This is a genomic window from Stenotrophomonas sp. 22LJNL06-5-1 (genome assembly GCF_056861455.1).
The window spans coordinates 114,290-140,577 of record NZ_JBSPUE010000003.1; the positions used below are offsets into that span (position 1 = coordinate 114,290).

The following is a 26,288-nucleotide window of genomic DNA, read 5'->3' on the forward strand; positions in this document are numbered from 1 at the left end:
TCCACGCATGGCGTGGATCTACTGTTGTGGGTGCCGACCGTTGGTCGGGGTGGGTGCCGACCGTTGGTCGGCACGCCATGGCGCTTACCAGCGCGGGGTCTTGGTCAGCGGCGGGGCCTGGTGCTGGCGGTCGTAGGCGCGCAGCTCGTCACGGATGTGTGCGATGCGCTGGCGGCCCAGAGCATTGCGGCTGTCATCCAGCACCACGCCATCCAGCAGTTCGGCCATGCGCTGCACGGTCGGCAGCATCTTCTCCCAGGCATCCAGCGCGGTCAGCGGCGCCGGCAAGGTCAGGAAGAAGGCGATGGCCGGGGTTTCCATGGCGCGGATGTTGGCCATGTCGAAGCTGCCCGGCTTCATGATGCTGGCCATCGAGAAGATCGGGCCGCGCTCGGGGTGGCCTTCCACCAGCCGGTGGAACACGTTCATGTGGCCGAACACCAGACCGGTCTTCTCGGCCGCCACCACGATGTCCTCACCACGCAGCTGCTCGCCGGCGCGGGCGGCCACGAACAACGAGACGATCTTGTCGAAGTCCTGGGTGGCACGCTTGCCGAGGTCGCTGGCGCCCGGGTCGGTTTCGCCCAGGCCGAGTTCGGCCTGCTCGCCCTCCGTGCCCATGCCCGGCTCGACGCGGCCATCGGCCACGGTGACGCCGTCTTCGCCCAGCACCGGTTCGCGGCGCTCGCCGCTGGTCGGTTCCGCGCCTTCCACGCGGCGCCCCTGGGGCTTCTTTTTCGGACGGCCAAACAGGAAGATCGCGGCGATCAACAGCAGGCCGGCGGCCAGGATGCCGATGCGCAACAGTGCCGTGTCGGACATTCGATAGGTTCTCCGGCTAGTTCATTCAGGTAACTAGGATGGCACGTCAGGCCGCGCCCGCCAATCGCGCGGCTTCTTCCAGGTCCACGCTGACCAGGCGGCTGACGCCCGGCTCGCGCATGGTCACGCCCGACAGCTGGTGCGCGGCCTCCATCGTCGCCTTGTTATGGCTGACGAACAGGAACTGCACCTTTTCGCTCATTTCCTTGACCATGTTGGCCAGGCGGCCGACGTTGGCTTCGTCCAGCGGCGCGTCCACCTCGTCCAGCAGGCAGAACGGCGCGGGATTCAGCTGGAAGATGGCGAACACCAGCGCCACCGCGGTCATCGCCTTCTCGCCGCCGGACAGCAGCGAGATGCTGGACACGCGCTTGCCCGGCGGACGCGCCATGATGGTCACACCGGTGTCGAGCAGGTCTTCACCGGTCAGTTCCAGGTAGGCGTGGCCGCCACCGAACAGGCGCGGGTACAGTGCCTGCACGCCAGCGTTGACACGATCGAAGGTGTCCTTGAAACGACCGCGGGTCTCGCGGTCGATCTTGCGGATCGCATCTTCCAGGGTTTCCAGCGCGGTGGTCAGGTCGGTGTGCTGCGAATCCAGGTAGTCCGAGCGCTGCGAGGCCTCGCCATACTCATGGATGGCCGCCAGGTTGACCGGCTCCAGCCGGCGCATGCGCCCATCGATCTGGTGCACGGCCTGCTCCCAGTCGCCCAGGCGGGCATCCTCGGGCAGTGCGTTGAGCACGTCCTGCAGCACGAATCCGGCCTTCTCCACCGCGCCCTGCAGGGTCTCGGCGCTGAGCACCAGCGCCTGCTGGTCCAGCTTGCGCTGCGAAATGCGCTCGCGCTGGGCCAGCGCCTGCTCGTCACGCTGGTGGCGGGTCTGTTCGTAGTTGCGCAGCTCGGCGTCAATGCCGTCCAGCAGCGTGCGCGCCTCGGTCAGCACGCGATCAGCCCGCACGCGCTCTTCCAGCGCGTTCTGGTGCTCGGCCTGCAGCGACTCGACCGGCGAATCACCTTCATCCAGCTGCGAATGCAGTTCGCCCAGGCGCGAATCCAGCTGCCCGCGCTGGGTGCCCATGCGCTCCAATGCCTGGCTCAACGAGGCCAGCTGCGCCCGCTGTGATTCCAGGGTCAGGGCCAGCGAGTGCGACCGCTCGCGCACCGCACGTGCAGCATCGCGTGCCAGGTCGCGGGCCTCGGTCAGCTGGCGGCGCTCGCCCTCCAGCCGCTGCCGGGTCGATTCCAGGTCGCCCATGCTGCTGACCGCGTTCTCCAACCGCGAGCGCGCTTCACGCGCCTGCTCGTTGTTGGCTTCCAGCGTTTCCTGCAACTGCTTCAGCTCACCTTCGATGCGGTCGATGCGCGTGCGCGCCGCTTCCACCTTGCCCTGCTGGCCCTGCAACTGGCCAGCCAGTTCAGAGACCGCACGATGGGCCTGGTACAGCGCACGCTGCGCGTCTTCGCGCTGCTGCTCCGCGGCGTGCAGCTGCTCACGGAAACCACTCAGTTGTTCTTCCAGCTCGGCCTCGCGGTCCTGCAGCTGCTCGATCTGCTCACGCAGTTCGTTGATCTCACGTTCGCGCAGCAGCGCGCCCTGCTGGGCCGCGCCGGAGCGCGATACGCGCAGCCAACCCTGGCCCAGGCGCTCGCCGCTCTGGGTGATGATCGAATCGCCTTCCGGAAGACTGCCCTGCAACGCCTTCGCTTCGGAAAGGTCCCTGGCTGCGTGCAGGTGTGCCAGCAGGCGACGGATCGCTGCCGGGCCACGCACGCGGGCGGCCAGCGAGGTCGGTGCAACCTTGACGTCGGCACCCCCGTTGGCAACCAGCGCAATGTGACCCTCGCCAAGTTCGCCAAGCGCGTCGACCAGGCTCGCCGGATCATCGACCAGCACGCCTTCGATCAACTGGCCGAGCGCGCTTTCCACCGCATTTTCCCAGCCGGCATCCACGTCCAGGCGTTCGCCGACACGCGCCGCCGAATCCAGCCCACGCGCCTTCAGCCAGGCCACGGCAGCGCCCTGCTCCTGGCCCAGCGCGGCCTGCTGCAGGGTTTCCAGCGAGGCCAGACGACCGCGCAGGCCGTTGGCCTGCTTGCGCAGCTCGGCCAGTTCATTTTGGCCATTGCGCTGCTGTTCCTGCACCGCCGCCACGCCCTGCTTGCGCAGCTCGACGTCTTCGCTCAATTCATCCAGCGCGGTCTTCTGCGTGTCGTGCTGCAGGTGCAGCTGCTCGAAGGCTTCTTCCAGCGCATCCACGTCCAGGCCGGCGCGCTCGGCGGCCAGGGCCTCGCGACGCCGGTCGGCATCGAGGATCTGCTTGTCCAGGTAGTCCACGCGCGTGCGCTCGACATCGCCGGCGCGCGAGGCTTCCGAACTCTGCGAGGTGTGCTGTTCCCAACGCTGCTGCCAGCTGGCCAGCCGGTCCTCGGCCTCGCGCAGGCTTTCCTGCTTGATCTCGTTCTCTTCCTGCAGCTCTTCCAGCTGCGGGGTGGCGGCCTCCACCGCCTCGCGCAGCACCATCAGCTTGGCCTCGTCGCCGCTGATGTGCTGGCCCAGTTCGGCCAAGGCCTGGCGGGTCTCATCGCGCGCCTTGTGCAGGCGCTGCGACAGCTCGCGCTGATGCTGGATCTGCTGTTCCACGCGCGCCAGCGTGCTGCCGACCTGGTAGACCGCGGCCTGCGCGGTGTTCAGCGCGTCGGCAGCCTCTTCGCGGCGCACACGCGAGGTCTCGATGCGGGCCTCGGCGTCACGCTGGTCGGCGATCAGCTGCTGCAGCTTGGTCTCTTCCTGCGACAGGCCCTCGCGCAGCTTCGACAGGCGCCCGTCGAGACCACGGAATTCCAGCGTCTTCCACTCGGCATCCTTGACCCGGCGCTCTTCCTGCAGCGCCTGGTACTGCTCTGCCTGCCTGGCCTGGCGCTTGAGGTGTTCGAGCTGCTTGCTGATCTCGTCGCGCAGGTCGCCCAGCCGGTCCAGGTTCTCGCGGGTGTGACGGATGCGGGTCTCGGTTTCCTTGCGGCGCTCCTTGTACTTGGAGATGCCGGCCGCCTCCTCCAGGTACACGCGCAGGTCTTCCGGGCGCGCCTCGATGATCTGGCTGATCATGCCCTGCTCGATGATCGAGTAGCTGCGCGGGCCCAGGCCGGTGCCGAGGAACAGGTCGGTGATGTCGCGGCGGCGGCACTTGGTGCCGTTGAGGTAATAGTTGCTGGTGCCGTCGCGGCTGACCGTGCGCTTGACCGAGATTTCGTTGAACGAGGCGTACTCGCCCGAGATCGTGTGGTCCGAATTGTCGAAGATCAGCTCGACGGTGGCCTGCGAGACCGGCTTGCGGGCATTGGAGCCGGAGAAGATCACGTCGGTCAGCGAGTCGCCACGCAGACGGCTGGCCGAACTCTCGCCCATGACCCAGCGCACGGCGTCGATGATGTTCGACTTGCCGCAGCCATTGGGGCCCACCACGCCGGTCATGTTGGTCGGCAGGTGCAGGGTGGTCGGATCGACGAACGACTTGAAGCCGGACAGCTTGATCGTGGAAAGACGCATGGCGTGATTGGGTTCCAGCAGGCGCCCTGGGGGCGTCCGTATTGTGGATGTCAGGTCAGCCAGCACCTCAAGCCATTGATTTCAAAAGAATTCAATGAAGCCAAGGGTGACACAATGGAATGAGTATAACGGCGCGAATGTTCCACGGGCGGGATGACCGGCTCGGAGCGCGCTTGAATAGGGCCCAGATGTCGCTTTGCGCCTGGCGCGACGGATTTCCAAGCCACCGATCAAATCGCAAGCCATTGATATTTATTGATTGTTGGACCGAGTCACAGCCCTGCACATCAGAAGCCGTGCAGGATGGGGGGATGCATCGACCGCTTTTATTTACCCACGCCGACGACGCGATGACCGCTCCCGTGCTCGGCGGGACCGCTTGGCTGGATGCCCGTACCCCTTGGCCAACCAGCATCCATGGACACGCACTGCTTCACCTGGCCAGTTTTCCAGCCGCATTCATTCGAAGCCACGTCGCCGGACTGTACATCGCGCCCGGGCTGAGCATTTCGGTCTTCACGCCATATATCACCTCGGGCGAGCAGAGATTCGAAGAAGCCATGGACCAGGGCGGTCGCGTGGTCGTTCACTGGTCTGGACATGAACCAAGAGACTCTCCCTGCGCGCCGATTGGGCCACTCCGCATTTGTGCCGGGATGGCGCTGAGAGAGGGCGAAACACCTCACGGAACTTCGAAAGTTGGTGGACGGCCTTACTGGCTGCAGGATGACGAATCGGAAGACCAGGTGTTCGTCCTTCAGTTCGACGACTTCGATCTTGATAAGGCAGCCCCGACACATCAAGGAATCCTGATCGGCGGGATGGGCTATCTGTTGCTTGATCGCAACATTCCTTCACCTTCGATGGACTGCGGTCGATTTGTCATCCAAACCACTTGAGAGACAGGCCAAGTCAGTTGCCCGACTTCGGCCGGCCATGACTCATCAGACCGGACAAGAACAGGTCATCGCTGGCTCGGCCCTCAACGCCATCGGACTCATCCATGTACAGAGAACTTGTATTCGAAAATCATGGCCAAGCTCCGGGCTGCGCTTTCTTGGGAGGCGCCCCATACCTGTCTCCCGATGCTCCTTGGCCTTGCGACGCCAAAGGAAAGCCAATGCTTCATCTTGCAAGCCTGCCTGCGCCCTTCATTCAAACGCATACCCCGAAGATCGCAATCAGAGCTCACCTCTGCGTGTCGATCTTCACGCCTTATGACGCTATTGATGATGCATACATCGAAACCGCTCTACTGACTGGCGGACGTGTCATCGCTTACGCGCCCCACGAACCCGGCGCAGACAGCGCAGCGCCGCCTTTTGACCCGCGCCTGATCGCCACTGCCACCGCCTCCATCCCGGATGACGCCGAGAACGGAATCGCCAAGATCGGCGGAACCCCCGCTTGGCTTCAGGACGATTGCGCTGAAGGGCGGGAATTCGTCCTCCAGATCAACGGTTCCCGATTGAACCGGGCAGCACCCACACATCGAGGAATCCTCGCCGGTGGAATGGGCTATCTATTGCTTGAACGCAACATTCGCGCGCCTTCAATGGACTGCGGTCGATTCGTCATCCAGACCACCTGAGCAACCAGTCGAGCATGGCTCGACTCTACATCCCCGGCGATCGCCCAAAACAAAACGGGCACCCTTGCGGGCGCCCGTTCTGCGGTGATTCCAGGCCTTGCGGCGTGGGATCAGGCTTCGGCGACGACGACGACCTTGACGGTGGTCTCGACGTCGGCGTGCAGGTGGACCAGCACGTCGTATTCGCCGATGTTGCGGAAGGCGCCTTCGCCCAGGATGACTTCGCTCTTGCTGACCGGCAGGCCAGCAGCGGTGAAGGCATCGGCGATTTCGCGGGCGCCGACCGAGCCGTACAGCTTGCCTTCGGTCGAAGCGTTGGCCGGGATGGTCACGCTCGCGCCTTCCAGCTTGGCCTTGCGGGCGTCAGCATCGGCGTGGATGGCCTGGGCCTTGGCTTCGTATTCGGCGCGCTTGGCTTCGAACTCGGCCTTGTTGCTCTCGGTGGCCGGAACGGCCTTGCCCTGCGGCACGAGGAAGTTACGGCCGTAGCCCGGCTTCACGTCGACCAGGTCGCCCAGGTTGCCGAGGTTGGTGACTTTCTGCAGGAGAATCAGCTGCATGGTATTGCTCCAGATGAGTTATTCGTTAGCGAGGCGATGCCCCGCAACAAAGGCTGTCCGAATAGCTGGCACAGCGGGGGCGGCACCGGGCCGCCCCGCCGGGCATCAGACGTCGTGGTTGTCGGTGTACGGGATCAGGGCCAGGAAGCGAGCGCGCTTGACGGCGGTCGCCAGCTGACGCTGGTACTTCGACTTGGTACCGGTGACGCGGCTCGGCACGATCTTGCCGTTCTCGGTCAGGTACTGGCGCAGGGTGTTGAGATCCTTGTAGTCGATCTCCTTCACACCTTCAGCCGTGAACTTGCAGAACTTGCGGCGACGGAAGAACTTGGACATGGGAAGGCTCCTTAGGCGGCGGAAGCGGCGTCGTCGCCGGCTTCGTTGTCAGCGGTGGTGGTGGACTCGCCTTCTTCGTCGTCACGACGACGGCGCTCACCGCGCTCCGGCTTGTCACCCTTCTCGTCCTTGCTCTTCATGATCAGCGACTGCTCGGTGTCAGCCTCGTCACGCTTGATGACCAGGTTGCGCAGCACGGCGTCGTTGAAGCGGAAGCTTTCGGTCAGTTCGTTCAGAACGGCCTGGTCGGCTTCGATGTTCATCAGCACGTAGTGGGCCTTCACCAGGTTCTGGATCGGGTACGCCAGCTGGCGGCGGCCCCAGTCTTCCAGACGGTGGATGGTGCCGTTGCCGTTCTCGACCAGCGACTTGTAGCGCTCGATCATGGCCGGGACCTGCTCGCTCTGGTCCGGGTGGACCATGAACACGATTTCGTAATGACGACTCATGTTTTTTCTACCTTTCGGATGTGGCCTTGCGGCCGGACAGCCCCCCGCCGTTGATACCGCGGTGGGGCAAGGATTCCCGCCAGGGAAGCAGGAAGCCGCGCATTATGGCGCAGATGGGGATGGCGGGCAACCGGGCGGCCACGGGACAACCTGAACCCACCAGCGTATTCAGCCCAGATCGACGTGAAGGCGATGCTGGCCGCATTCCAGGCACTGGAACAGGCAGCCGACCATCATCCCGTCCCGGCTCAGGTGCGCCAGCACCCAGTCGGCGTCGCGTGGATTGACCGCCGCCACATCGGGCCGGACCTGGTCGAGGATGGGCAGCAGATCGTCGCTGCCGGCGAAGCCGAGGAAGGCACAGGGCCGTTCACAGTGGCTCAGCCAGACCGATTGCTGCCAGGACGAGTAACCCGGGGTGCGCTCACAGATCTCCAGCAGCAACTCACGGGCGATGGTCGGCGGCGGGTCGGCTGGATCCGGGGATACCCCTTCAATATCGCTCCAGCCGGTGAATTCACCTTCGCAACTGGCCGCCGCCCTGCCATCGGCAATACACCACGGGCACAGATACTCCGGCCGCAGGCGCGTGTAGAACGGTCCGCGGTAGCGTAGTGTGCGCGGCTGGCCGCAGCAGTCACAGACCCCCTCGACCTCTTCGAATGAGAGGGCGTAGGCGTTGGGGTAATAGGTAAAAGCCGGTCGTTCCATCCGTGGGGTCCCTGCCGAGCCCAGCGTGCCGACCAAGGTCGGCACCTACCAGAGCACGCCTTGGCTATGCCCGGCAGCCGGGCCTCAGGCCTTGTCGGCGTCGGTGGTGAAGCTCTCGCCGCAGCCACACTCGGCGGTGGCGTTGGGGTTGCTGAACGTGAACGTCTCGCTCAGGCCGTGCTTGCCGAAGTCGATCACGGTGCCGTCCACCAGCGCCAGGCTCTTGGCATCGACGTAGATCTTCACGCCGTCCTGGTCGAACACGGTATCGCCCTCGCGCTCGTCGCGGGCCAGGTCGGTGATGTGACCCCAGCCCGAGCAACCGGTTTTGGTCACGCCGAAACGCAGGCCCAGCGCACCGGGGGTCTGGGCGACAAAGCGCTGCACGCGCTCGAAGGCAATGGGGGTCAGGCTGACGGCCATGGGGCTACTCCAGAGGTACGGGGACATTATAAGGAGCCGTTGCCGCGAAAAATGCCTCGCAAGCAGAACGCTGCAACCGGTAAACTCCCGTGTTCACAGATCGAGTCGATCAGCAGAGGATTCAAGTCATGACGGTGGTCAGCGTTGAACATGCGCTTGCCGGGAAGATCCCGGAAGGCGGCGAAGTCACGGTACGCGGATGGGTGCGCACGGTGCGCGGTTCAGCGAATCTGGCCTTCGTGAATGTGAGCGACGGCTCCTGCTTCGCCCCGATCCAGGTGGTGGCCGGCGACAGCCTGGCCAACTTCGACGAGATCAAGCGCCTGACCAGCGGCTGCTCGGTCATCGCCACCGGCATCCTGGTGAAGTCGCAGGGCAAGGGCCAGTCGTTCGAGATCCAGGCCAGCGCACTGGAAGTGGTTGGCTGGGTTGAAGACCCGCTCACCTACCCGATCCAGCCCAAGCCGATGTCGCCGGAGTTCCTGCGCGAAGTGGCGCACCTGCGCCCGCGCACCAACCTGTTCGGCGCGGTCACCCGCATCCGCAACTGCCTGGCCCAGGCCGTGCACCGTTTCTTCCACGAGAACGGCTTCAACTGGATCAGCACCCCGATCATCACCACTTCCGACGCCGAAGGCGCCGGCCAGATGTTCCGCGTGTCCACCCTGGACATGGTGAACCTGCCGCGTGACGAGAAGGGCGCGATCGATTTCAGCCGCGACTTCTTCGGCAAGGAGACCTTCCTGACCGTGTCCGGCCAGCTGAACGTCGAGGCCTACTGCCTGGCGCTGAGCAAGGTCTACACCTTCGGCCCGACCTTCCGCGCCGAAAACAGCCACACCACCCGCCACCTGGCGGAATTCTGGATGATCGAGCCGGAAATCGCCTTCGCCGACCTGGCCGAAGACGCGCGCCTGGCCGAAGAGTTCCTGAAGTACCTGTTCCGCGCGGTGCTGAACGAGCGCAGCGACGACCTGGCCTTCATCGCCGAACGCGTGGACAAGAACGCGATCACCAAGCTGGAAGACTTCATCAACGCACCGTTCGAGCGCATCGACTACACCGATGCGGTCAGCCTGCTGCAGAAGTCCGGCAAGAAGTTCGACTTCCCGGTCGAATGGGGCCTGGACCTGCAGACCGAGCACGAGCGCTGGCTGACCGAGGAACACGTCGGCCGCCCGGTGGTGGTGACCAACTACCCGGAGCACATCAAGGCCTTCTACATGCGCCTGAACGACGACGGCAAGACCGTTGCCGCGATGGACGTGCTGGCCCCGGGCATCGGCGAGATCATCGGCGGCAGCCAGCGCGAAGAGCGCCTGGACGTGCTGGACGCGCGCATGGCCCAGTTCGGCCTGGACCGTGAGCACTACAGCTGGTACCGCGACTTCCGCCGCTATGGTTCGGTGCCGCACGCCGGCTTCGGCCTGGGCTTCGAGCGCCTGGTGGTCTACGTCTGCGGCCTGTCCAACATCCGCGATGCGATCCCCTACCCGCGCGCCCCGGGCAGCGCGGACTTCTAAGCCCCACTCGACCACGGAGGTACTGCCCCATGACCCTGTTCTTCGCCCTCTGTTTCGTCGGCGTTGCAGTGGCCGGGTTCAGTGCCTTCGTGATCTTCTGGCCGCTGACCCTGGTGCACGTGCGCGACCGCCATCCGGCGCTCGCCGAGCGCTTCGGCAGGGGCGCCTTCCTCAAGCCCGATGCCCTGGCCTGGCTGCTGCGCCGTGACTATCGCCAGCAGCCGGACCGCTCGCTGTCCGGGCTGGCGACGCCGGCCTGGGTATCGCTGCTTACCCTGCTGGCAGGACTGGGCATGGCCGCCCTGCTCTGGCTGGCCTCGCTCTGGTAACCCCCATGAATGACATTACTGCCTCGCGCGACAGCTGGTGGCTGGCCAGCCTCGGCAACACCCTGATCTGGGCCCGCCTGCGCGTGCGCCCGGCCGGCACCGCCGAAGTGCTCGACAGCGACGGCAACACGCTGAGCTATGACAGCGAAGACACCGCGCGTTCGCAGCTGTTCGACGCCGAGTTCGTCGAATATGACGGCCTGGATGAAGAAGACGCGCTGGTGCGCGGCTTCAGCCTGCACGAAGTGCAGCCGCCGCAGGCCGACAGCGACGAGGGCCTGCGTGGCCGCATGATCCAGTCGCTGGGCGGGCGCGCCTGACCCCAGCATGTTCACCCCGCGCGCCTTCGCCGAGACCGACCTGCTCTGGCTGGACCGCCTGCTGGCGCGCGATCCGTTCGTCACCGTGCTCACCCCCGGCAGCGATGGCCTGCCGGAGCTGACCCGGATGCCGGTACTGTACCGGCGTGACGGCGAGCAGATCGAACTGCGCGGCCACTGGGCCCGCGCCAACCCTCAGTCTCGCCACCGCGGCGCGGCCAAGGTACTGGTCGATGGCCCACACGGCTACGTCTCGGCCAGCTGGTATCCGGACAAGGAGCCCGCTGCGCGGGTGCCTACCTGGAACTATGCCGCTGCCGAGCTGCGCGGCCAGCTGCACACCTTCGACGACGCCGATGCGCTGGCCGAACTGGTCGGTGCGATCAGCGACCGCTTCGAGGCCAGCGTCGGCCAGGCCTGGCAGTTCGATGCCACGCGCGCCGAACACGGCCCGGAGCTGCGCGCCATCGTCGGCTTCCGCTTCCAGGTCCAGCAGGTGCAGCTGAAGCTCAAGCTGAGCCAGAACCATCCCGATGCGAACCAGCGCGCGGTGATCGCCGAACTGGAACAGCTGGGCACCCCCTCTTCCACCGAGTTGGCGCAGTGGATGCGCTGGCACCGCGAACAGGCCGCCCGCAGCGACTGAACGCCCCAGATTCCCGCGACGACGCAGCCGGATGGCTGCGGCGCGCCCTCACCCGACGCCAGGGACCCGAACATGAAAGACATCCACAAGCTGCTGCAGAACAACCGCGACTGGGCCGACCGCATCGAGAAGGAAGACCCTGAGTTCTTCCACCAGTTGGCCAAGCAGCAGCACCCGGAATACCTGTGGATCGGCTGTTCCGATTCGCGCGTGCCGGCCAACCAGATCATCGGCATGGCCCCGGGTGAAGTGTTCGTGCACCGCAACGTGGCCAACGTGGTCGCCCACACCGACCTGAACTGCCTGAGCGTGGTGCAGTACGCGGTGGACCAGCTGAAGGTGAAGCACATCCTGATCGTCGGCCACTACGGCTGCGGCGGCGTGCATGCCTGCCTGCACAACACCCGCGTCGGCCTGGCCGACAACTGGCTGCGCCACGTTGGTGACGTGATGCAGAAACACACCGGCATCCTCGATGCGATCGAGACCGATGAGCTCAAGCACGCACGCCTGTGCGAACTGAACGTGATCGAGCAGGTCGCCAACCTGTGCCGCTCGACCATCGTGCAGGACGCCTGGGCCCGCGGCCAGAAGCTGATGGTGCACGGCTGGGTGTACAGCCTGAAGGACGGGCGCGTGCGCGAGATGGGCATCGACGTCGGTTCGCAGGAAGAGCTGCAGCCGGCGTATGAAAAGGCCCTGTCCTACGTCCCGCGCAAGGGCAAGCGCGACTGATCCCTTACGGATGACCACCATGCTCGCTTCGCCGATCAACCTGCACGCCTGGATCGAAGAAAACCGCCACCTGCTGAAGCCGCCGGTGGGCAACAAGATGATCGACAACGGCGACTTCATCGTGATGGTGGTGGGCGGGCCGAACTCGCGTACCGACTTCCACTACGACGAAGGCCCGGAGTGGTTCTACCAGCTCGAAGGCGAGATGGTGCTGAAGGTGCAGGAAGACGGCGCGGTGCGCGACATTCCGATCCGCGCCGGCGAGATCTTCCTGCTGCCGGCGAAGGTGCCGCACTCGCCGCGCCGCCCGCCCGGTGGTATCGGCCTGGTGGTCGAGCGCAAGCGCCTGCCGCATGAGATGGACGGCGTGATCTGGCACTGCGAGCGCTGCAACCACAAGCTGCACGAAGAGTACTTCCCGCTGCAGAACATCGAAACCGACCTGCCCAAGGTGTTCGCGCGCTACCACGCCAGCCTGGAACTGCGTACCTGCAGCCAGTGCGGGCAAGTGGATCCGCTGCCGGCGCCAGCGGCCGGCTGACCACCCGCCCCTGTAGAGCCGAGCCCATGCTCGGCTGCCGGGCCACGAAGCCGAGCATGGGCTCGGCTCCACAGCTATGGCGGTACGCAGGCATTCCGGGCGTCGGTCCCGCCGTGCCAGGCGCTACACTGGCGGTCCCGTTGCAGCCTGTTGCCCGACCATGTCCGACCTGCTCAGCCGAACCCACGCCATTGCTCTGGACGCCGCCGATCCACTGCGCCCGTTGCGCAATGAATTCCTGATTCCGCGCCATGGTGGCGGCGAGCAGACCTACTTCGTCGGCAACTCGCTGGGCCTGCAGCCGCGTGGTGCACAGGCGGCCGTGCAGGAAGTGATGAAGCAGTGGGGCGAGCTGGCGGTGGAGGGCCACTTCACCGGCCCGACGCAGTGGCTGTCCTACCACCGCCTGGTGAGCGCACAGCTGGCCCGTGTGGTCGGAGCATTGCCCAGCGAAGTGGTGGCGATGAACACGCTGAGCGTGAACCTGCACCTGATGATGGTCAGCTTCTACCGGCCAACGGCCGAGCGCCCGGTGATCCTGATGGAAGCCGGCGCATTCCCGACCGACCGCCACGCGGTGGAGGCGCAGATCCGCTTCCATGGCTTCGATCCGGCCGAGTGCCTGGTGGAAGTGCAGCCGGACGAGGCCAACGGCACGATCTCGCTGGCCGCGATCGAGCACGCCATCGCCGAACACGGCCCGCGCCTGGCACTGGTGCTGTGGCCGGGCGTGCAGTACCGCACCGGCCAGGCCTTCGACCTCGATGCGATCACCCGTGCCGCGCGCCTGCAGGGCGCGCGCATCGGCTTCGACCTGGCGCACTCGGTTGGCAACCTGCCGCTGCGCCTGCATGACGTTGCACCCGATTTCGCCGTGTGGTGCCACTACAAGTACCTCAACAGCGGCCCGGGCGCGGTTGCAGGTGCCTTCGTGCATGAGCGCCACCACCGCGATGCCACCCTGCCGCGCTTTGCCGGCTGGTGGGGCCATGAGGAAGCCACCCGCTTCCAGATGGCGCCGCAGTTCACCCCGGCCATCGGTGCCGAAGGCTGGCAGTTGAGCAATCCGCCGATCCTCGGCCTGGCGCCGCTGCGGGCCTCGCTGGACCTGTTCGAGCGCGCCGGCATGGAATCGCTGCGCAGCAAGTCGCTCGCGCTGACCGGCATGCTCGAAGCGCTGGTACGCGCACGCCTGTCCAGCGTGCTGGACATCATCACGCCAGCCGACCCGCAGCGCCGCGGCTGCCAGCTGTCACTGCGCGTGATCGGTGGCCGCGAACGTGGCCGCGCATTGTTCGAACACCTGCGCAGCATCGGCGTGCTCGGCGACTGGCGCGAGCCCGACGTGATCCGCATCTCGCCCACCCCGCTCTACAACCGCTACCTGGACGTGCACCACTTCGTCGAGGAAGTGGAAGCCTGGGCCGGCCTCTAAGCCGGCCCCTCCCCTACTGCTGGACAGTTCGTTGATCGCACACGCTTCCCGCTCGTTGAGCATTATCGGTGCCGGCCTCGCCGGGTCTCTGCTGGCCATCCTGCTGTCACGCCAGGGTTGGCGCATCACCCTGTACGAACGCCGCGGCGATCCGCGCGTGGCCGACTACGAGAGCGGCCGCTCGATCAACCTGGCACTGGCAGAGCGTGGGCGCAACGCACTGCGCCAGGCCGGTGTGGAAGACGAGGTGATGGCGCGCGCGGTGATGATGCGCGGGCGCATGGTGCACCCGCGCGAGGGCGAACCGCAGCTGCAGCGCTATGGCCGTGATGACAGCGAAGTGATCTGGTCGATCCACCGCAGCGACCTGAACACCACGCTGCTGGAACTGGCCGAACAGGCCGGCGCCACCGTGCACTTCCATCGTCGCCTGCACACCGTCGATTTCGATGCCGGCTACGCGCGCTTCATCGATGACCGCGACGACAGCCCGCACGACATCCGCTTCGACACCCTGATCGGTGCCGACGGCGCCGGTTCGGCACTGCGCGCGGCGATGAACCGCCGTGCGCCGCTGGGCGAGGACATCGCCTTCCTCGACCACTCCTACAAGGAGCTGGAGATTCCGCCGGCCGCCGACGGCAGCTTCCGCATCGAGCGCAATGCGCTGCACATCTGGCCGCGTGGCCACTACATGTGCATCGCCCTGCCCAACCACGAAGGCACCTTCACCGTCACCCTGTTCCTGCCCAACCAGGGCGACCCCAGCTTCGCCACGGTCAACACCGGCGCACAGGCCGAGGCGCTGTTCGCGCGCGAGTTCGCCGACACCCTGCCGCTGATCCCGAACCTGCGTGCGGACTGGGAACAGCACCCGCCAGGCCTGCTCGGCACACTCACCCTGGAACGCTGGCACCAGCAGGGCCGCGCCGTGCTGATCGGCGACGCCGCGCATGCGATGGTGCCGTTCCACGGCCAGGGCATGAACTGCGCGTTCGAGGACTGCGTTGCGCTGGCCCGTAACCTGATGGAGGCCGATGATCTGGAAGGTGCGTTCGCCGCGTTCGAAGCCGAGCGCAAGCCGAATGCGCGTGCCATCCAGCAGATGGCGCTGGAGAACTACCTGGAAATGCGCGACCGCGTGGCCGACCCGGCCTTCCTGCTGCAGCGCGAACTGGAACAGGAGCTGCAGCGGCGCTGGCCGACCCGCTTCGTACCGCACTACACGATGGTTACCTTCCTGCACACGCCCTACGCCGAGGCGCTGCACCGCACCGAACTGCAGCGCGGGATGCTGATGGCGGCCACTGCAGGTCACGATTCACTGGACAACATCGACTGGGCCGCACTGGAAGCGCAGATCCACGCGCAGCTGCCGGTCCTGGAGGGCGCGCACTGATGGCCGACAGCTTCCTGTTCTACGACCTGGAAACCTTCGGCCAGGACCCGCGGCGCACACGCATCTCGCAGTACGCCGCGATCCGCACCGATGCCGACCTCAACGAGATTGATACCCCGGTCAGCTTCTTCGTGCGCCCGGCCGATGACCTGCTGCCCTCACCGATGGCCACCCTGGTGACCGGCATTACCCCGCAGCAGGCACTGGCCGAAGGCATCAGCGAAGCCGAAGCCTTCGACCGCATCAACGAGCAGCTGTCGCGCCCCGGCACCTGCGCGCTGGGTTACAACACGCTGCGCTTCGACGATGAATTCGTCCGCTACGGGCTGTTCCGCAACTTCCACGACCCGTACGAACGCGAGTGGCGCAACGGCAATTCGCGCTGGGACCTGCTGGACATGCTGCGGCTGATGCGTGCGATGCGCCCGGACGGCATCCAGTGGCCGCTGCGCGAAGATGGCGCCACCTCGTTCAAGCTCGAGCACCTGGCCGAGGCCAACAACGTGCGCGAAGGCGATGCGCACGAAGCACTTTCCGACGTGCGCGCCACCATCGGCATGGCACGCCTGTTCAAGCAGTCGCAGCCGCGGCTGTGGGAGTACGCACTGAAGCTGCGCGACAAACGCTTCGTCGGCAGCCTGCTGGACGTCACCGCGATGAAGCCGGTGCTGCACATTTCCATGCGCTACCCGGCCAGCCGCCTGTGCGCGGCACCGGTGCTGCCGCTGGCCATGCACCCGACCATCAACAACCGGGTGATCGTGTTCGACCTGGAAGGCGAGATCGACGATCTGCTGGAACTGCCGGCCGGGGTGATCGCACAGCGCCTTTACATGCGTGCCAGCGAGCTGCCCGAAGGCGCGGCGCGGGTACCGCTGAAGGAAGTGCATCTGAACAAGGTGCCGGCACTGATCGCCTGGAACCACCTGCGCGCCGATGACCACGCGCGCCTTGGCCTGGACGTGGCCGCGATCGAGGCCAAGGTGGAGCGGCTGCGCGCGTTCGCACCGCAGCTGGCCGAAAAGGCGCGCCAGGTCTACAACCAGCCCCGCGCCGCCACCGTGGCCGACGTCGATGCCTCGCTGTACGACGGCTTCCTCGGCAACGGCGACAAACCGCTGCTTGCGCTGGCACGCACCAGCGCGCCGGAGCAGTTGGCCGCACTGGAAGGCCGCTTCCGCGACCCGCGCCTGCCCGAGCTGCTGTTCCGCTACCGCGCGCGCAATCATCCCGACAGCCTCGCGCCGCCTGAACGCCAGCGCTGGCAGGATTACCGCCGCCAGCGCCTGCTCGGAGACGGCGGCCTGGGCGAACTCAATCTGCCCCAGTACCAGCAGCAGCTTGATGCACTGGCCGCCGAAGCGCCCGACGATGCGCGGCGCCAGGCCCTGCTGCAATCGCTGCGCGACTGGGGCCAGCAGCTGCAGGAGACCTTGTGAGTACCTATTTCTCGGACGCCAGCTTCAAGTTCCTGCGCAGCCTGGCGCGGCATAACGAAAAGGCGTGGTTCAACGACCACCGCCAGCAGTATGAAGACCACGTGCGGCAGCCGTTCCTGCGCCTGCTGGGTGACCTGCAGCCGGCGCTGGCCGAGGTCAGCGACCACTTCCGCGCCGATACCCGCGGCGTCGGCGGCTCGCTGTTCCGCATCCATCGCGACGCGCGCTTCTCCAACGATAAATCCCCGTACAAGACCTGGCAGGGTGCGCGCCTGTTCCATGAGCGCCGTCGCGAGGTGGCCGCGCCATCGTTCTACGTGCACCTGCAGCCGGGCGAGAGCTTCGTCGGTGCCGGGCTGTGGCATCCGGAACCGGAGACCCAGCGCCGCGTGCGCCATTTCATCCTCGACAACCCCGGCAGCTGGAAGGCCGCCGCGCATGCACCGGCCCTGCGCAAGCGCTTCGACTTCGAGGAGAGCGAGAAGCTGGTGCGGCCGCCGCGCGGCTTTCCGGCCGACTTCGAATTCATCGACGATCTCAAGCACCGCAACTGGGTGATGTGGCGCTCGCTGGACGATGCCACCATGACCGGCCCGCGCCTGCTGTCCACACTGGGCAAGGACCTGGCTGCGCTCGGTCCGTTCGTCGACTACCTGTGCGCCGCGCTGGACCTGGAATTCTGATGCCGTTGGCGCACCAACGCCGCACGCTGGGCCGCACCGGCCTGGCGGTTTCGCCGGTGGGCCTGGGCTGTTCCGGCTTCTGGGGGCATCGCCGCTTCCTGGAACAGTCTGCCGCGCACGTGGTCGAGCATGCACTGGCACAGGGCGTGAACCTGTTGGACACCGGCCACAACTACTCCGGTTTCCACGCCGAGCCGCGGCTGGGCCGCATCCTGCGCCCGCTGCTGAAGCGATACCCGCGCGAGTCGCTGGTGATCTCCAGCAAGGGCGGCACGCTGACCGGCCAGGCCGGCATCAGTGGCGCCGAGCAGCGCAATTTCTCGCCCGCAGCCATCACCGCCAGCTGCGAAGCCTCGCTGCGCAACCTCGGCCTGGATTACCTCGACATCTACCAGCTGCACGGTGCCAGCCAGCACGACATCAACGATGACCTGCTGGCCGCACTGCAACGACTGCGCGAACGCGGGCTGATCCGGCACACCGGCATCAATACGCACACGGCGTCGACCCTGCACTGGATGATCGACCATCCCACGCTGTTCGACGTGGTGCTTCTGGACTACAACGCCCTGCAGCAGGACCGTGAACCCCTCATCGACCAGCTGCACGCGGCCGGGATCGGCGTGCTGGCCGGCACCGTGCTGGCACAAGGCCATCTGCTGCCGTCACGGGCCCGCCTGCCCCGCCCAGCTGACGCCTGGTACCTGGCCAGAGCCTGGCTCAAGCCGAGCAGCCGCGCACTGATGCACAGCGCGCGCCGGATGCGCCACGCCATCGCCGCCATCCGCAGCCAGCGCCCCGCACAGACCGCGTTTGCCTATGCCCTGGGCCATCCCGGCGTGGCCAGCGGCATCCTCGGCACTACCCGCACCGGCAGCCTGGACGAGGTGCTGGCGACGCAGCTTGAGGCACTGACCGCAGCCGAACGCCAACAGCTGGTGGCCGCCTTCGGTGATGGCCGCGGATCACCCAGTCATTGAGTCTTCACCCCATGCCGCTGCGGTTGCGGCAGTCTGGGCGGCATGAAGAAACTCACTGCACTCGTTGTGCTGCTGGTCCTGGCCTTGGCGGCCTGGTGGTTCGGTGGTCCCTACATGACCGTGCGCGGGCTGTCCCAGGCCATTGAACAGCGCGACACCGCGCGCCTGGAGCGCTACGTGGATTTCCCGCGCGTGCGCAGCAGCCTGCGCGGCCAGCTCAACGACTACCTGGTGCGCCAGGCCGGCCCGGATGTGGCGGCCAGTCCCTTCGGTGCCCTGCTGTACGGGCTGGGCGACCAGCTCGGCGGTGCCGCGGTGGACACCATGGTGACCCCGACCGGTATCGGCGCGATGCTGCAGGGCCACGTGCTGTGGAAGCGCGGCCGCAATGAACTGCAGGGCGGCGATGCCTTCGGCCCGACCGAGCCGGCGCGACCGCTGAAGAATGCCGAACATCATTTTGAAGCGCTGGACCGCTTCGTGATCGATGTCGATCGCGGTCCCGGCCAGCCACCGATGAAGGTGGTGCTGGAGCCGCAGGGGCTGCGCTGGAAGGTGGTGGACCTGCAGTTGGGGATGTCGGTCGCGCATTGACCGATAACGGCAGTGCCAACCAACGGTTGGCACCCACCCGGCATGGTTTCACCCCTCGTTGGCAACGCCGTGCGGTACGTGGCCGGCCGCCACATGCTCGCGGGCACTATCGATGTTGTGCTGCGAATCATCGAAGAAGATGTCGGCACCGAACGCCTGCAGGAACGGCCCCTTGTGGCGACCGCCGAGGAACAGCGCTTCGTCCAGGCGCACGCCCCACTCGCGCAGGGTGCGGATCACCCGCTCGTGCGCCGGCGCCGAACGCGCGGTCACCAGCGCGGTACGGATCGGCGCACTCTCGCCGGCCGGGAACACTTCCTGCAGCGTGTGCAGGGCCGACAGGAAGCCGCGGAACGGGCCGCCGCTGAGCGGTTCGCGGGCCCGTTCGCGCTCGTGGCGGCCAAACGCTTCCACGCCCTGCTCGCGCGAAATGCGCTCGCTCTCGTCACCGAAGATCACCGCATCACCGTCAAAGGCGATGCGCAGCTGGCCGGCCGGGCGACCGGTATCGATCTGGTCGGCCGCTGCCGCAGCGGTCTCACCGGGTGGCTTGGGCAGGATGGTCGCCGCAGCGATGCCATGGCGCAGCGCGCTGCGCACCGATTCGGGGTTGGCCGACAGGAACAGGTCGGTGCCGAACGGCTTCACGTACGGCCAGGTCGGCTCGCCGGCGGTGAAGGTCGCTCGGATAATGCCCAGGCCGTAGTGCTGGATCGAGTTGAAGATGCGTAGGCCCGTATCGGCCGAGTTGCGCGACAGCAGGATCACCTCGACCCGCGGATTCTCCGGGCTGGCGCCCTGGTTCAGCGCCAGCAGCTTGCGCACCACCGGGAAGGCCACGCCGGGGCCGAGGATGTCGTCTTCGTGCTGGCGCTGGAACTCGGCATAGGCCGCCACGCCATCGCTCTCGAACAGCGCGTGGCTTTCCTCGAGGTCGAACAGGGCGCGCGAGGTCACCGCGACGGTCAGCAAACGGGGGGAGTTGTCGCCCATCGGTGGGGGTCCTTCAAGCGGTCGGCGGGGCCGGCCGCCTATTGTCCTCAAAAAACGAACTGTTCGCTCAGGATCCGGTCTTCCAGGTTGTGCTCCGGGTCGAACAGCAGGGTCACGCGGCGGTCCTTCGACTCGCGGATGGTCACTTCGACCACGTCGCGGGTCTCGTGCGAATCAGCGGTTACGCTGATCGGGCGCTTGTACGGATCGAGCACGCGGAAACGCACTTCGGTGTCGGCCTTGAGGATCGCCCCGCGCCAGCGTCGCGGCCGATACGGGGCCAGCGGCGTCAGGGCGATGGTATGCGAGCCCAGCGGCAGCACCGGGCCATGCGCGGAATAGTTGTAGGCGGTACTGCCAGCCGGGGTCGCCACCAGCACGCCGTCACCGATCAGTTCGGCCACGCGTTCCTGGCCGTTGAGGTCGATGCCGATATGCGCGGCCTGGCGGGTCTGGCGCAGCAGCGAGACGTCGTTGTAGGCCAGCGAGCCGGTGCTGGTGCCCGATTCGGTCAGCGCCACCATCTCCAGCGGTCGCAGGTTGGCCGGTTCGGCACGGGCGATGCGCGCCTGCACGTCATCGTCGCCGCGGTACTGGTTCATCAGGAAGCCGACCGTGCCCAGTTTCATGCCGAACACCGGCTTGCCCAGGTGCCCATGCCGGTGCAGGGTCTGCAGCATGAAGCCATCGCCGCCCAGAGGGCACAGTACATCGGCCTGCTCGGGCGTGTAGTCGCCATAGCGCGACACCATGGCCGCGCGGGCCATCTGCGCGGGCTCGGTGGTGCTGGCCAGGAAAGCGATGCGGGGGGTGTCGCTCATCGGTGGATCCGGGTGGGTTTGATGGAGAGCATAACCGAGCGCCGGGAGTTGGACCCCGTGGGGCGGATGACCGGCATATCCGCCGGGACACGCCGTAAACCCATCCCTGGGGGCTCGATCGCGCCATCCATGGCGCTCGCGGTCCCGGCGGATATGCCGGTCATCCACCTGGCAGGTTCACGGTCGGCGTCGGGTCAGGTGGTCGCAAAGGTCAAGGGCAGAAACAGAACGGCCCCGCTCTCGCGGGGCCGTTCCGGTTCACGCATGCCAGGCATGGTCTGGCACTACTTCACTTACGCGCCGTGGGCAGCCAGCTGGCCCAGGCGCTGGACTGCCACCGAGACGGTCGGGTAGTCCAGCGTCTTCTGCTCGGCCAGTTCAGCCAGCATCGCCAGGGTGAAGCGCAGGCTGCTGTCGTCACGACCGATCCACGCGGCCACCTTGGCTTCAGCGTTACTGCCCTTGGTGCCCAGTGCCTGGCCGGCCAGGCTGCGGTGGTGCGCCGCCAGTTCGTCGCGCAGCACGCCACGTGCCACCGCGTGCCAACGGCCGTTGACCTCCAGCGCGTCGATCTGCTCGAACAGCCACGGCAGCTGCAACGCGTCGCCCAGGCGGAAGTGGATCTTGGACACGTCCACCGGCTTCAGCTTGCGGGTACGGGCCAGTTCGATAATGTCGAACGCCGGCTCCAGGAAGTGCAGTTCGGCCAGCTGCTGTGCCAGTGCCGACGGCAGGCCCTTTTCCTTCCACTCGGCCACCAGGGCTTCGTAGGTCGGACGCTGCGAATCCGGCAGCACACCCGAAGCAACACGGATGTCGTTGAACGGACCCTGATAGCGGTTGACCGCCTCGGTGATGCCCGGCATCGGGCCCGGGCGCGACAGCAGCCAGCGCACGAACGAGCGCTGCAGCTTCCAGATCACTTCCAGCGCGTCGATCTGCACCGACTCCGGCAGGGTGCCGTCGAGGGCGTCGATCTGTGCCCACAGCGCGCGTGCATCCAGCGTTTCGCGGCTGATGGTGTACGCCTTGGCGACCTCGGCGATGGAGCGGCCGGTGTCTTCCTGCATGCGCATCAGGAAGGTGGCGCCCATGCGGTTGATGGTCTGGTTGGTCACGGCCGTAGCGATGATTTCGCGCTTCAGGCGGTGACGCTCCATCGCGTCGGCGTACTTCTTCTGCAGCGGGGTCGGGAAGTAGCGCTGCAGTTCCTTGGACAGGTACGGATCTTCCGGGATGTCCGAATCCAGCAGCTGGGCGAACGCCACCAGCTTGGAGTAGGACAGCAGCACCGACAGTTCCGGACGGGTCAGGCCCTGGCCGCGTGCCTTGCGCTGGGACAGCTCGGCGTCGGACGGCAGGAATTCGATCTGGCGATCGAGCAGGCCCTGCTGTTCCAGGGTGCGGATGAAGTGCTGCTTGGAACCCAGGCGCTTGACCGCCATCCGCTCCATCAGGCTCAGCGCCTGGTTCTGGCGGTAGTTGTCGTTGAGCACCAGCGCGGCGACTTCGTCGGTCATCGACGCCAGCAGCTTGTTGCGCTGCTCGACGGTCAGCTTCTTGGCCCGCACCACATCGTTGAGCAGGATCTTGATGTTGACTTCATGGTCGGAGGTGTCGACACCGGCCGAGTTGTCGATGAAGTCGGTGTTGAGCAGCACGCCGGCCTGGGCAGCTTCGATGCGGCCCAGCTGGGTCATGCCCAGGTTGCCGCCCTCGCCCACCACCTTGCAGCGCAGCTCGCCACCATTCACACGCAGCGCGTTGTTGGCGCGGTCGCCGACATCGCTGTGCTGCTCGCTGGCGGCCTTGACGTAGGTACCGATGCCGCCGTTCCACAGCAGGTCGACCGGTGCCTTCAGGATCGCGCTCATCAGATCATTCGGCGACAGCGCCTTGACGCTCTCGTCCAGGCCCAGCACTTCACGCACCTGCGGGGTGATCTCGATCGACTTCAGGCTGCGCGGGTACACGCCGCCGCCCTTGCTGATCAGCTTGGCATCGTAGTCCGCCCAGCTCGAACGCGGCACGGTGAACAGGCGCTCACGTTCGACGAACGTGGTGGCTGCGTCCGGGTTCGGGTCCAGGAAGATGTGGCGGTGGTCGAATGCAGCGACCAGGCGGATGTGGCGCGACAGCAGCATGCCGTTGCCGAACACGTCGCCGGACATGTCGCCGACGCCGACGGCGGTGAAGTCCTGGCTCTGGCTGTCACGGCCCAGCGCACGGAAGTGGCGCTTGACCGACTCCCACGCACCGCGTGCGGTGATGCCCATGCCCTTGTGGTCGTAACCGACCGAACCACCGGAGGCGAATGCATCGCCCATCCAGAAGCCGTGCGCGATGGCCAGGCCGTTGGCGATGTCGGAGAAGGTCGCGGTGCCCTTGTCGGCGGCCACCACCAGGTACGGATCGTCCATGTCGTGACGCACGACATCCACCGGCGGCACGATTTTGTTGTTGACGATGTTGTCGGTGATGTCCAGCAGGCCCTGGATGAACAGCTTGTAGCAGGCCACGCCGTTGGCGAAGATCGCATCGCGATCGCCGTTCACCGGCGGGGTCTTGGCGAAGAAGCCGCCCTTCGCGCCAACCGGCACGATGACGGTGTTCTTGACCATCTGCGCCTTGACCAGGCCCAGCACTTCGGTACGGAAGTCTTCGCGACGATCCGACCAGCGCAGGCCACCACGGGCAACCGCACCGAAGCGCAGGTGGGTACCTTCCACGCGCGGGCCGTAGACGAAGATTTCGCGGTACGGGCGCGGCTTCGGCAGGTCCGGCACCAGCGCCGAATCGAACTTGAAGCTGATGACATGGCCGTGCTGGCCGTTGGCATCGGTCTGGTAGTAGCTGGTACGCAGGGTCGCATCGATCACGCCCATGAACGAGCGCAGGATGCGGTCCTCGTCCAGGCTGGACACGCGGTCCATCAGCTTCAGCAGCGCATCGCGCGCGGCCTGCATCTGCGCGTCGCGGTCACCCTTGCGGGCGTCGACCACGGTCTTGAGCACCTTCAGGGTGGCCTCGTCACCGGCGGCCAGCACATCGAGGTGCGCCTTCAGCTGGGCCTGGCCGGCAGCAATGTCTTCCTTGCTCTCGTGGCCGGTGGCCGGATCGAAGCGCGCTTCGAACAGCTCGACCAGCAGGCGCGCCAGCAGCGGATAGCGGGTGAAGGTGCCTTCCACGTACGCCTGCGAGAACGGCACGCCGGTCTGCAGCAGGTACTTGCAGTAGCCACGCAGCATGGCGACCTGGCGCCAGTGCAGGCCGGCAGCCAGCACCAGGCGGTTGAAGCCATCATTCTCGGCATCGCCGTGCCAGACGCGGGCAAAGGTCTCGCCGAAGGCTTCATCGACGCTGGCGGCATCGATCGCGCCGGCGGTCGATTCGACCTCGAAGTCCTGCACATACACCGGGGCGTTGTCGACCGACAGGCGGTACGGACGCTCGGCGATCACGCGCAGGCCCATGTTTTCCATCATCGGCAGCGCGTCCGACAGCGGAATGTCGTCCAGCTGTCGGTACAGCTTCAGGCGCAGGCCATCGCCGCTTTCGCGCGGCACAGCCTGCAGGCTCAGGCGAAGGTCGTCCGGACCGGTCAGGGCATCAAGCTGGCTGACATCGTTGGCGGCAACAGCGGTGCTGTTGTCTTCGATGTAGCCGGCCGGCAGTGCCTTGCCGATGCGGGCAGCGATGCGCAGGCCTTCGGTTTCGCCATGGCGGGTCACCAGCGCTTCACGCAGGTCGTCCTGCCAGTTGCGCAGCACCTGGGCCAGCTTCTGTTCCAGTTCGGCGGTATCGACGTCGAGCATTTCACCCGGCTTCGGGCGCACGATCAGGTGCACCTGGGCCAGCGGCGATTCGCCCAGCACCACCGAGCTGTCCACGTACTCGCCGTGCAGCGCGTCCTTCAGCATGGCCTCGATGCGCAGGCGCACGTCGGTGTTGAAGCGCTCACGCGGCAGGTAGACCAGCGCGGAGATGAAACGGCTGTACTTGTCGCGGCGCAGGAACAGGCGGCTGCGCACGCGCTCCTGCAGGCCCAGTACGCCCATGGCGGTGCGGAACAGTTCGTCCTCGCTGGACTGGAACAGTTCTTCGCGCGGCAGGGTTTCCAGGATGTGGCGCAGGGCCTTGCCGCTGTGGCTCGCCGGGGCCAGGCCCGACTGCTTCATCACGTGCTCGTGGCGCTGGCGCACCAGTGGGATTTCCCACGGGCGACGGTTGTAGGCGCTGGAGGTGAACAGGCCGAGGAAGCGCTGCTCGCCGATGATCTTGCCCTTGGCGTCGAATTCCAGCACGCCGATGTAGTCCATGTAGCCGGCGCGGTGCACGCGCGAACGGGCATTGGTCTTGGTCAGGATCAGCGCGTCCTTCAGACCGGACGTGGTGTTCAGACCCTGCGCGGCCAGCGTCTTGACCGGACGGGCGGCGGACTTGTCCTTGCCGCGCATCAGGCCCAGGCCGGTGTCGTTCAGCGGCGCCAGCACTTCTTCCTTGCCCTGCTTCTCGACGCGGTACTCGCGGTAGCCGAAGAAGGTGAAGTGGTTGTCGGCGGCCCAGCGCAGGAATTCCTGTGCTTCCTTGCGCGAGGCTGCGTCGACCGGCAGCTGGCGGCTGCCCAGGTCATCGGCCAGTGCCAGCGCCTTGTCCTTCATCGGCTGCCAGTCGCGCACGATCGCACGCACTTCGTCCAGCGCCTTGTTGATGGCCTGCTCGATGGCCGCCATGGCTTCGGCCGGCTGGCGGTCGATTTCCAGCAGCATCACCGACTCGGCATCACCTTCGCCGACCTTGACCAGCTTGCCGGCCTTGTCGCGGGTGAAGCGCAGCACCGGATGGCCCAGCACGTGGACACCCACACCCTGTTCGGCCAGCGACATGGTGACGGTATCGACCAGGAACGGCATGTCGTCGTTGACGATCTGCAGCACGGTGTGCGGCGATTCCCAACCGTTGGCCTTCGCGGTCGGATTGAACACGCGGACGTTGGCCTTGCCGGCCTTGCGGGCACGGGCAAATTCCAGCGTCTCAGCCGCGAGAGCGGCCCACTCTTCAGCGCTGTGGTGCGGGAACTCGTCCGACTCCATGCGCTTGTAGAAGTCAGTGGCGAAGGCCACCGCTTCGGCCTGTGCGGCCGCGGGGTAACGCTTGCGCAATGCCGTGTACACCGGCTCCAGGGAGAAACCAGCGGTCACTGCGACCTCCGACTCTGCTGGTTTGGTCTTGTTTTTCACGGTCTTGGCTGCGGTTTTTTGCGGTTTCATGGCAGAGCGATGCGCTTGCTCAGTTGGGAAAATGAAATTGTAGCCCTACCGCACGAAAAGGCCTTGCTGCAGGACGGAATAACCAGATTCGGGTTTGCTGCGGTTTAGACGCCTATTCAGTTCGCACCGGTATGGTGC

General features: G+C 66.2%; 24 protein-coding genes. 14 read left to right on the forward strand and 10 right to left on the reverse strand.

All coding sequences use genetic code 11. The features are described 5' to 3' along the window. Positions 1–84: 84 nt before the first annotated feature. Both zipA and smc read right to left on the reverse strand, forming a co-directional pair. Positions 85–822: a cell division protein ZipA gene (gene zipA / locus AC13GF_RS08805; protein WP_088026490.1), complete on the reverse strand. Its 738-nt coding sequence runs from the start codon at positions 820–822 to the stop codon at positions 85–87. Between the two features lie 46 nt (positions 823–868). After that, a complete protein-coding gene (gene smc, locus AC13GF_RS08810; protein WP_483004377.1) occupies positions 869–4,372 on the reverse strand; it encodes a chromosome segregation protein SMC in 3,504 nt (1,167 codons plus the stop codon). A 311-nt stretch (positions 4,373–4,683) separates the two neighbouring features. On the opposite strand from smc, the gene AC13GF_RS08815 reads away from it, so the two are divergent. Next, complete coding sequence (locus tag AC13GF_RS08815) at positions 4,684–5,271, forward strand: DUF1963 domain-containing protein (protein WP_483004378.1); 588 nt, start codon at positions 4,684–4,686, stop codon at positions 5,269–5,271. Positions 5,272–5,492: 221 nt separating this feature from the next. Beyond that, a complete protein-coding gene (locus AC13GF_RS08820) occupies positions 5,493–5,963 on the forward strand; it encodes a DUF1963 domain-containing protein (RefSeq protein WP_483004379.1) in 471 nt (156 codons plus the stop codon). A gap of 110 nt (positions 5,964–6,073) precedes the next feature. Here the strand turns inward: AC13GF_RS08820 and rplI are convergent, their stop codons facing one another. The 5 genes from rplI to AC13GF_RS08845 form a co-directional block, all read right to left on the reverse strand. Beyond that, a complete protein-coding gene (gene rplI / locus AC13GF_RS08825) occupies positions 6,074–6,523 on the reverse strand; it encodes a 50S ribosomal protein L9 (RefSeq protein ID WP_014037734.1) in 450 nt (149 codons plus the stop codon). A gap of 105 nt (positions 6,524–6,628) precedes the next feature. After that, positions 6,629–6,859, reverse strand: a complete 231-nt coding sequence (rpsR, locus tag AC13GF_RS08830; RefSeq protein ID WP_002804494.1) for a 30S ribosomal protein S18 — start codon at positions 6,857–6,859, stop codon at positions 6,629–6,631. An 11-nt stretch (positions 6,860–6,870) separates the two neighbouring features. Next, the gene (gene rpsF / locus AC13GF_RS08835; RefSeq protein ID WP_006452997.1) at positions 6,871–7,308 is read right to left on the reverse strand and encodes a 30S ribosomal protein S6; all 438 of its coding nucleotides are present in this window, start codon (positions 7,306–7,308) and stop codon (positions 6,871–6,873) included. Positions 7,309–7,476: 168 nt separating this feature from the next. Then, positions 7,477–8,019, reverse strand: a complete 543-nt coding sequence (locus AC13GF_RS08840) for a CbrC family protein (RefSeq protein ID WP_483004380.1) — start codon at positions 8,017–8,019, stop codon at positions 7,477–7,479. A gap of 84 nt (positions 8,020–8,103) precedes the next feature. Then, a complete protein-coding gene (locus tag AC13GF_RS08845) occupies positions 8,104–8,442 on the reverse strand; it encodes a HesB/IscA family protein (RefSeq protein WP_006376495.1) in 339 nt (112 codons plus the stop codon). A gap of 128 nt (positions 8,443–8,570) precedes the next feature. On the opposite strand from AC13GF_RS08845, the gene asnS reads away from it, so the two are divergent. The 12 genes from asnS to AC13GF_RS08905 all read left to right on the forward strand — a co-directional run bounded on the left by asnS (position 8,571) and on the right by AC13GF_RS08905 (position 19,066). Further along, complete coding sequence (asnS, locus tag AC13GF_RS08850) at positions 8,571–9,965, forward strand: asparagine--tRNA ligase (protein WP_483004381.1); 1,395 nt, start codon at positions 8,571–8,573, stop codon at positions 9,963–9,965. Positions 9,966–9,994: 29 nt separating this feature from the next. Next, the gene (locus tag AC13GF_RS08855; RefSeq protein WP_483004382.1) at positions 9,995–10,294 is read left to right on the forward strand and encodes a hypothetical protein; all 300 of its coding nucleotides are present in this window, start codon (positions 9,995–9,997) and stop codon (positions 10,292–10,294) included. A 5-nt stretch (positions 10,295–10,299) separates the two neighbouring features. Further along, on the forward strand, positions 10,300–10,614 hold the full coding sequence (locus tag AC13GF_RS08860) for a hypothetical protein (RefSeq protein ID WP_006453002.1): 315 nt from the start codon (positions 10,300–10,302) through the stop codon (positions 10,612–10,614). A 7-nt stretch (positions 10,615–10,621) separates the two neighbouring features. Beyond that, complete coding sequence (locus tag AC13GF_RS08865) at positions 10,622–11,260, forward strand: FMN-binding negative transcriptional regulator (protein WP_483004383.1); 639 nt, start codon at positions 10,622–10,624, stop codon at positions 11,258–11,260. 72 nt (positions 11,261–11,332) lie between these two features. Further along, positions 11,333–11,995 carry a carbonate dehydratase gene (gene can, locus AC13GF_RS08870; protein WP_014037740.1) on the forward strand — a complete coding sequence of 221 codons (663 nt, stop codon included), beginning with the start codon at positions 11,333–11,335 and terminating at the stop codon, positions 11,993–11,995. A gap of 19 nt (positions 11,996–12,014) precedes the next feature. Beyond that, positions 12,015–12,536 carry a 3-hydroxyanthranilate 3,4-dioxygenase gene (locus tag AC13GF_RS08875; RefSeq protein WP_483004384.1) on the forward strand — a complete coding sequence of 174 codons (522 nt, stop codon included), beginning with the start codon at positions 12,015–12,017 and terminating at the stop codon, positions 12,534–12,536. A gap of 160 nt (positions 12,537–12,696) precedes the next feature. Further along, positions 12,697–13,971 carry a kynureninase gene (gene kynU / locus AC13GF_RS08880; protein ID WP_483004385.1) on the forward strand — a complete coding sequence of 425 codons (1,275 nt, stop codon included), beginning with the start codon at positions 12,697–12,699 and terminating at the stop codon, positions 13,969–13,971. Between the two features lie 31 nt (positions 13,972–14,002). Continuing rightward, complete coding sequence (locus AC13GF_RS08885) at positions 14,003–15,370, forward strand: FAD-dependent oxidoreductase (protein ID WP_483004386.1); 1,368 nt, start codon at positions 14,003–14,005, stop codon at positions 15,368–15,370. Beyond that, entirely contained in the window at positions 15,370–16,809 is a 1,440-nt protein-coding gene (sbcB, locus tag AC13GF_RS08890; RefSeq protein WP_483004387.1) for an exodeoxyribonuclease I, read from the forward strand. The genes AC13GF_RS08885 and sbcB overlap by 1 nt, the downstream gene beginning before the upstream one ends. Then, positions 16,806–17,492, forward strand: a complete 687-nt coding sequence (locus AC13GF_RS08895; RefSeq protein ID WP_008265662.1) for a DUF2461 domain-containing protein — start codon at positions 16,806–16,808, stop codon at positions 17,490–17,492. Before sbcB ends, AC13GF_RS08895 begins: the two co-directional genes overlap by 4 nt. Further along, complete coding sequence (locus AC13GF_RS08900; RefSeq protein ID WP_483004388.1) at positions 17,492–18,472, forward strand: aldo/keto reductase; 981 nt, start codon at positions 17,492–17,494, stop codon at positions 18,470–18,472. The genes AC13GF_RS08895 and AC13GF_RS08900 overlap by 1 nt, the downstream gene beginning before the upstream one ends. 42 nt (positions 18,473–18,514) lie before the next feature. Further along, positions 18,515–19,066: a DUF2939 domain-containing protein gene (locus tag AC13GF_RS08905; RefSeq protein WP_483004389.1), complete on the forward strand. Its 552-nt coding sequence runs from the start codon at positions 18,515–18,517 to the stop codon at positions 19,064–19,066. Between the two features lie 48 nt (positions 19,067–19,114). Here the strand turns inward: AC13GF_RS08905 and AC13GF_RS08910 are convergent, their stop codons facing one another. The 3 genes from AC13GF_RS08910 to AC13GF_RS08920 form a co-directional block, all read right to left on the reverse strand. Further along, complete coding sequence (locus tag AC13GF_RS08910) at positions 19,115–20,059, reverse strand: 5'-nucleotidase (RefSeq protein ID WP_005410242.1); 945 nt, start codon at positions 20,057–20,059, stop codon at positions 19,115–19,117. A gap of 47 nt (positions 20,060–20,106) precedes the next feature. After that, positions 20,107–20,880, reverse strand: coding sequence for an NAD kinase (locus tag AC13GF_RS08915; protein ID WP_049445646.1), 774 nt, complete (start codon positions 20,878–20,880; stop codon positions 20,107–20,109). Between the two features lie 293 nt (positions 20,881–21,173). Further along, on the reverse strand, positions 21,174–26,150 hold the full coding sequence (locus tag AC13GF_RS08920) for an NAD-glutamate dehydrogenase (protein WP_483004390.1): 4,977 nt from the start codon (positions 26,148–26,150) through the stop codon (positions 21,174–21,176). Positions 26,151–26,288 lie beyond the last annotated feature (138 nt).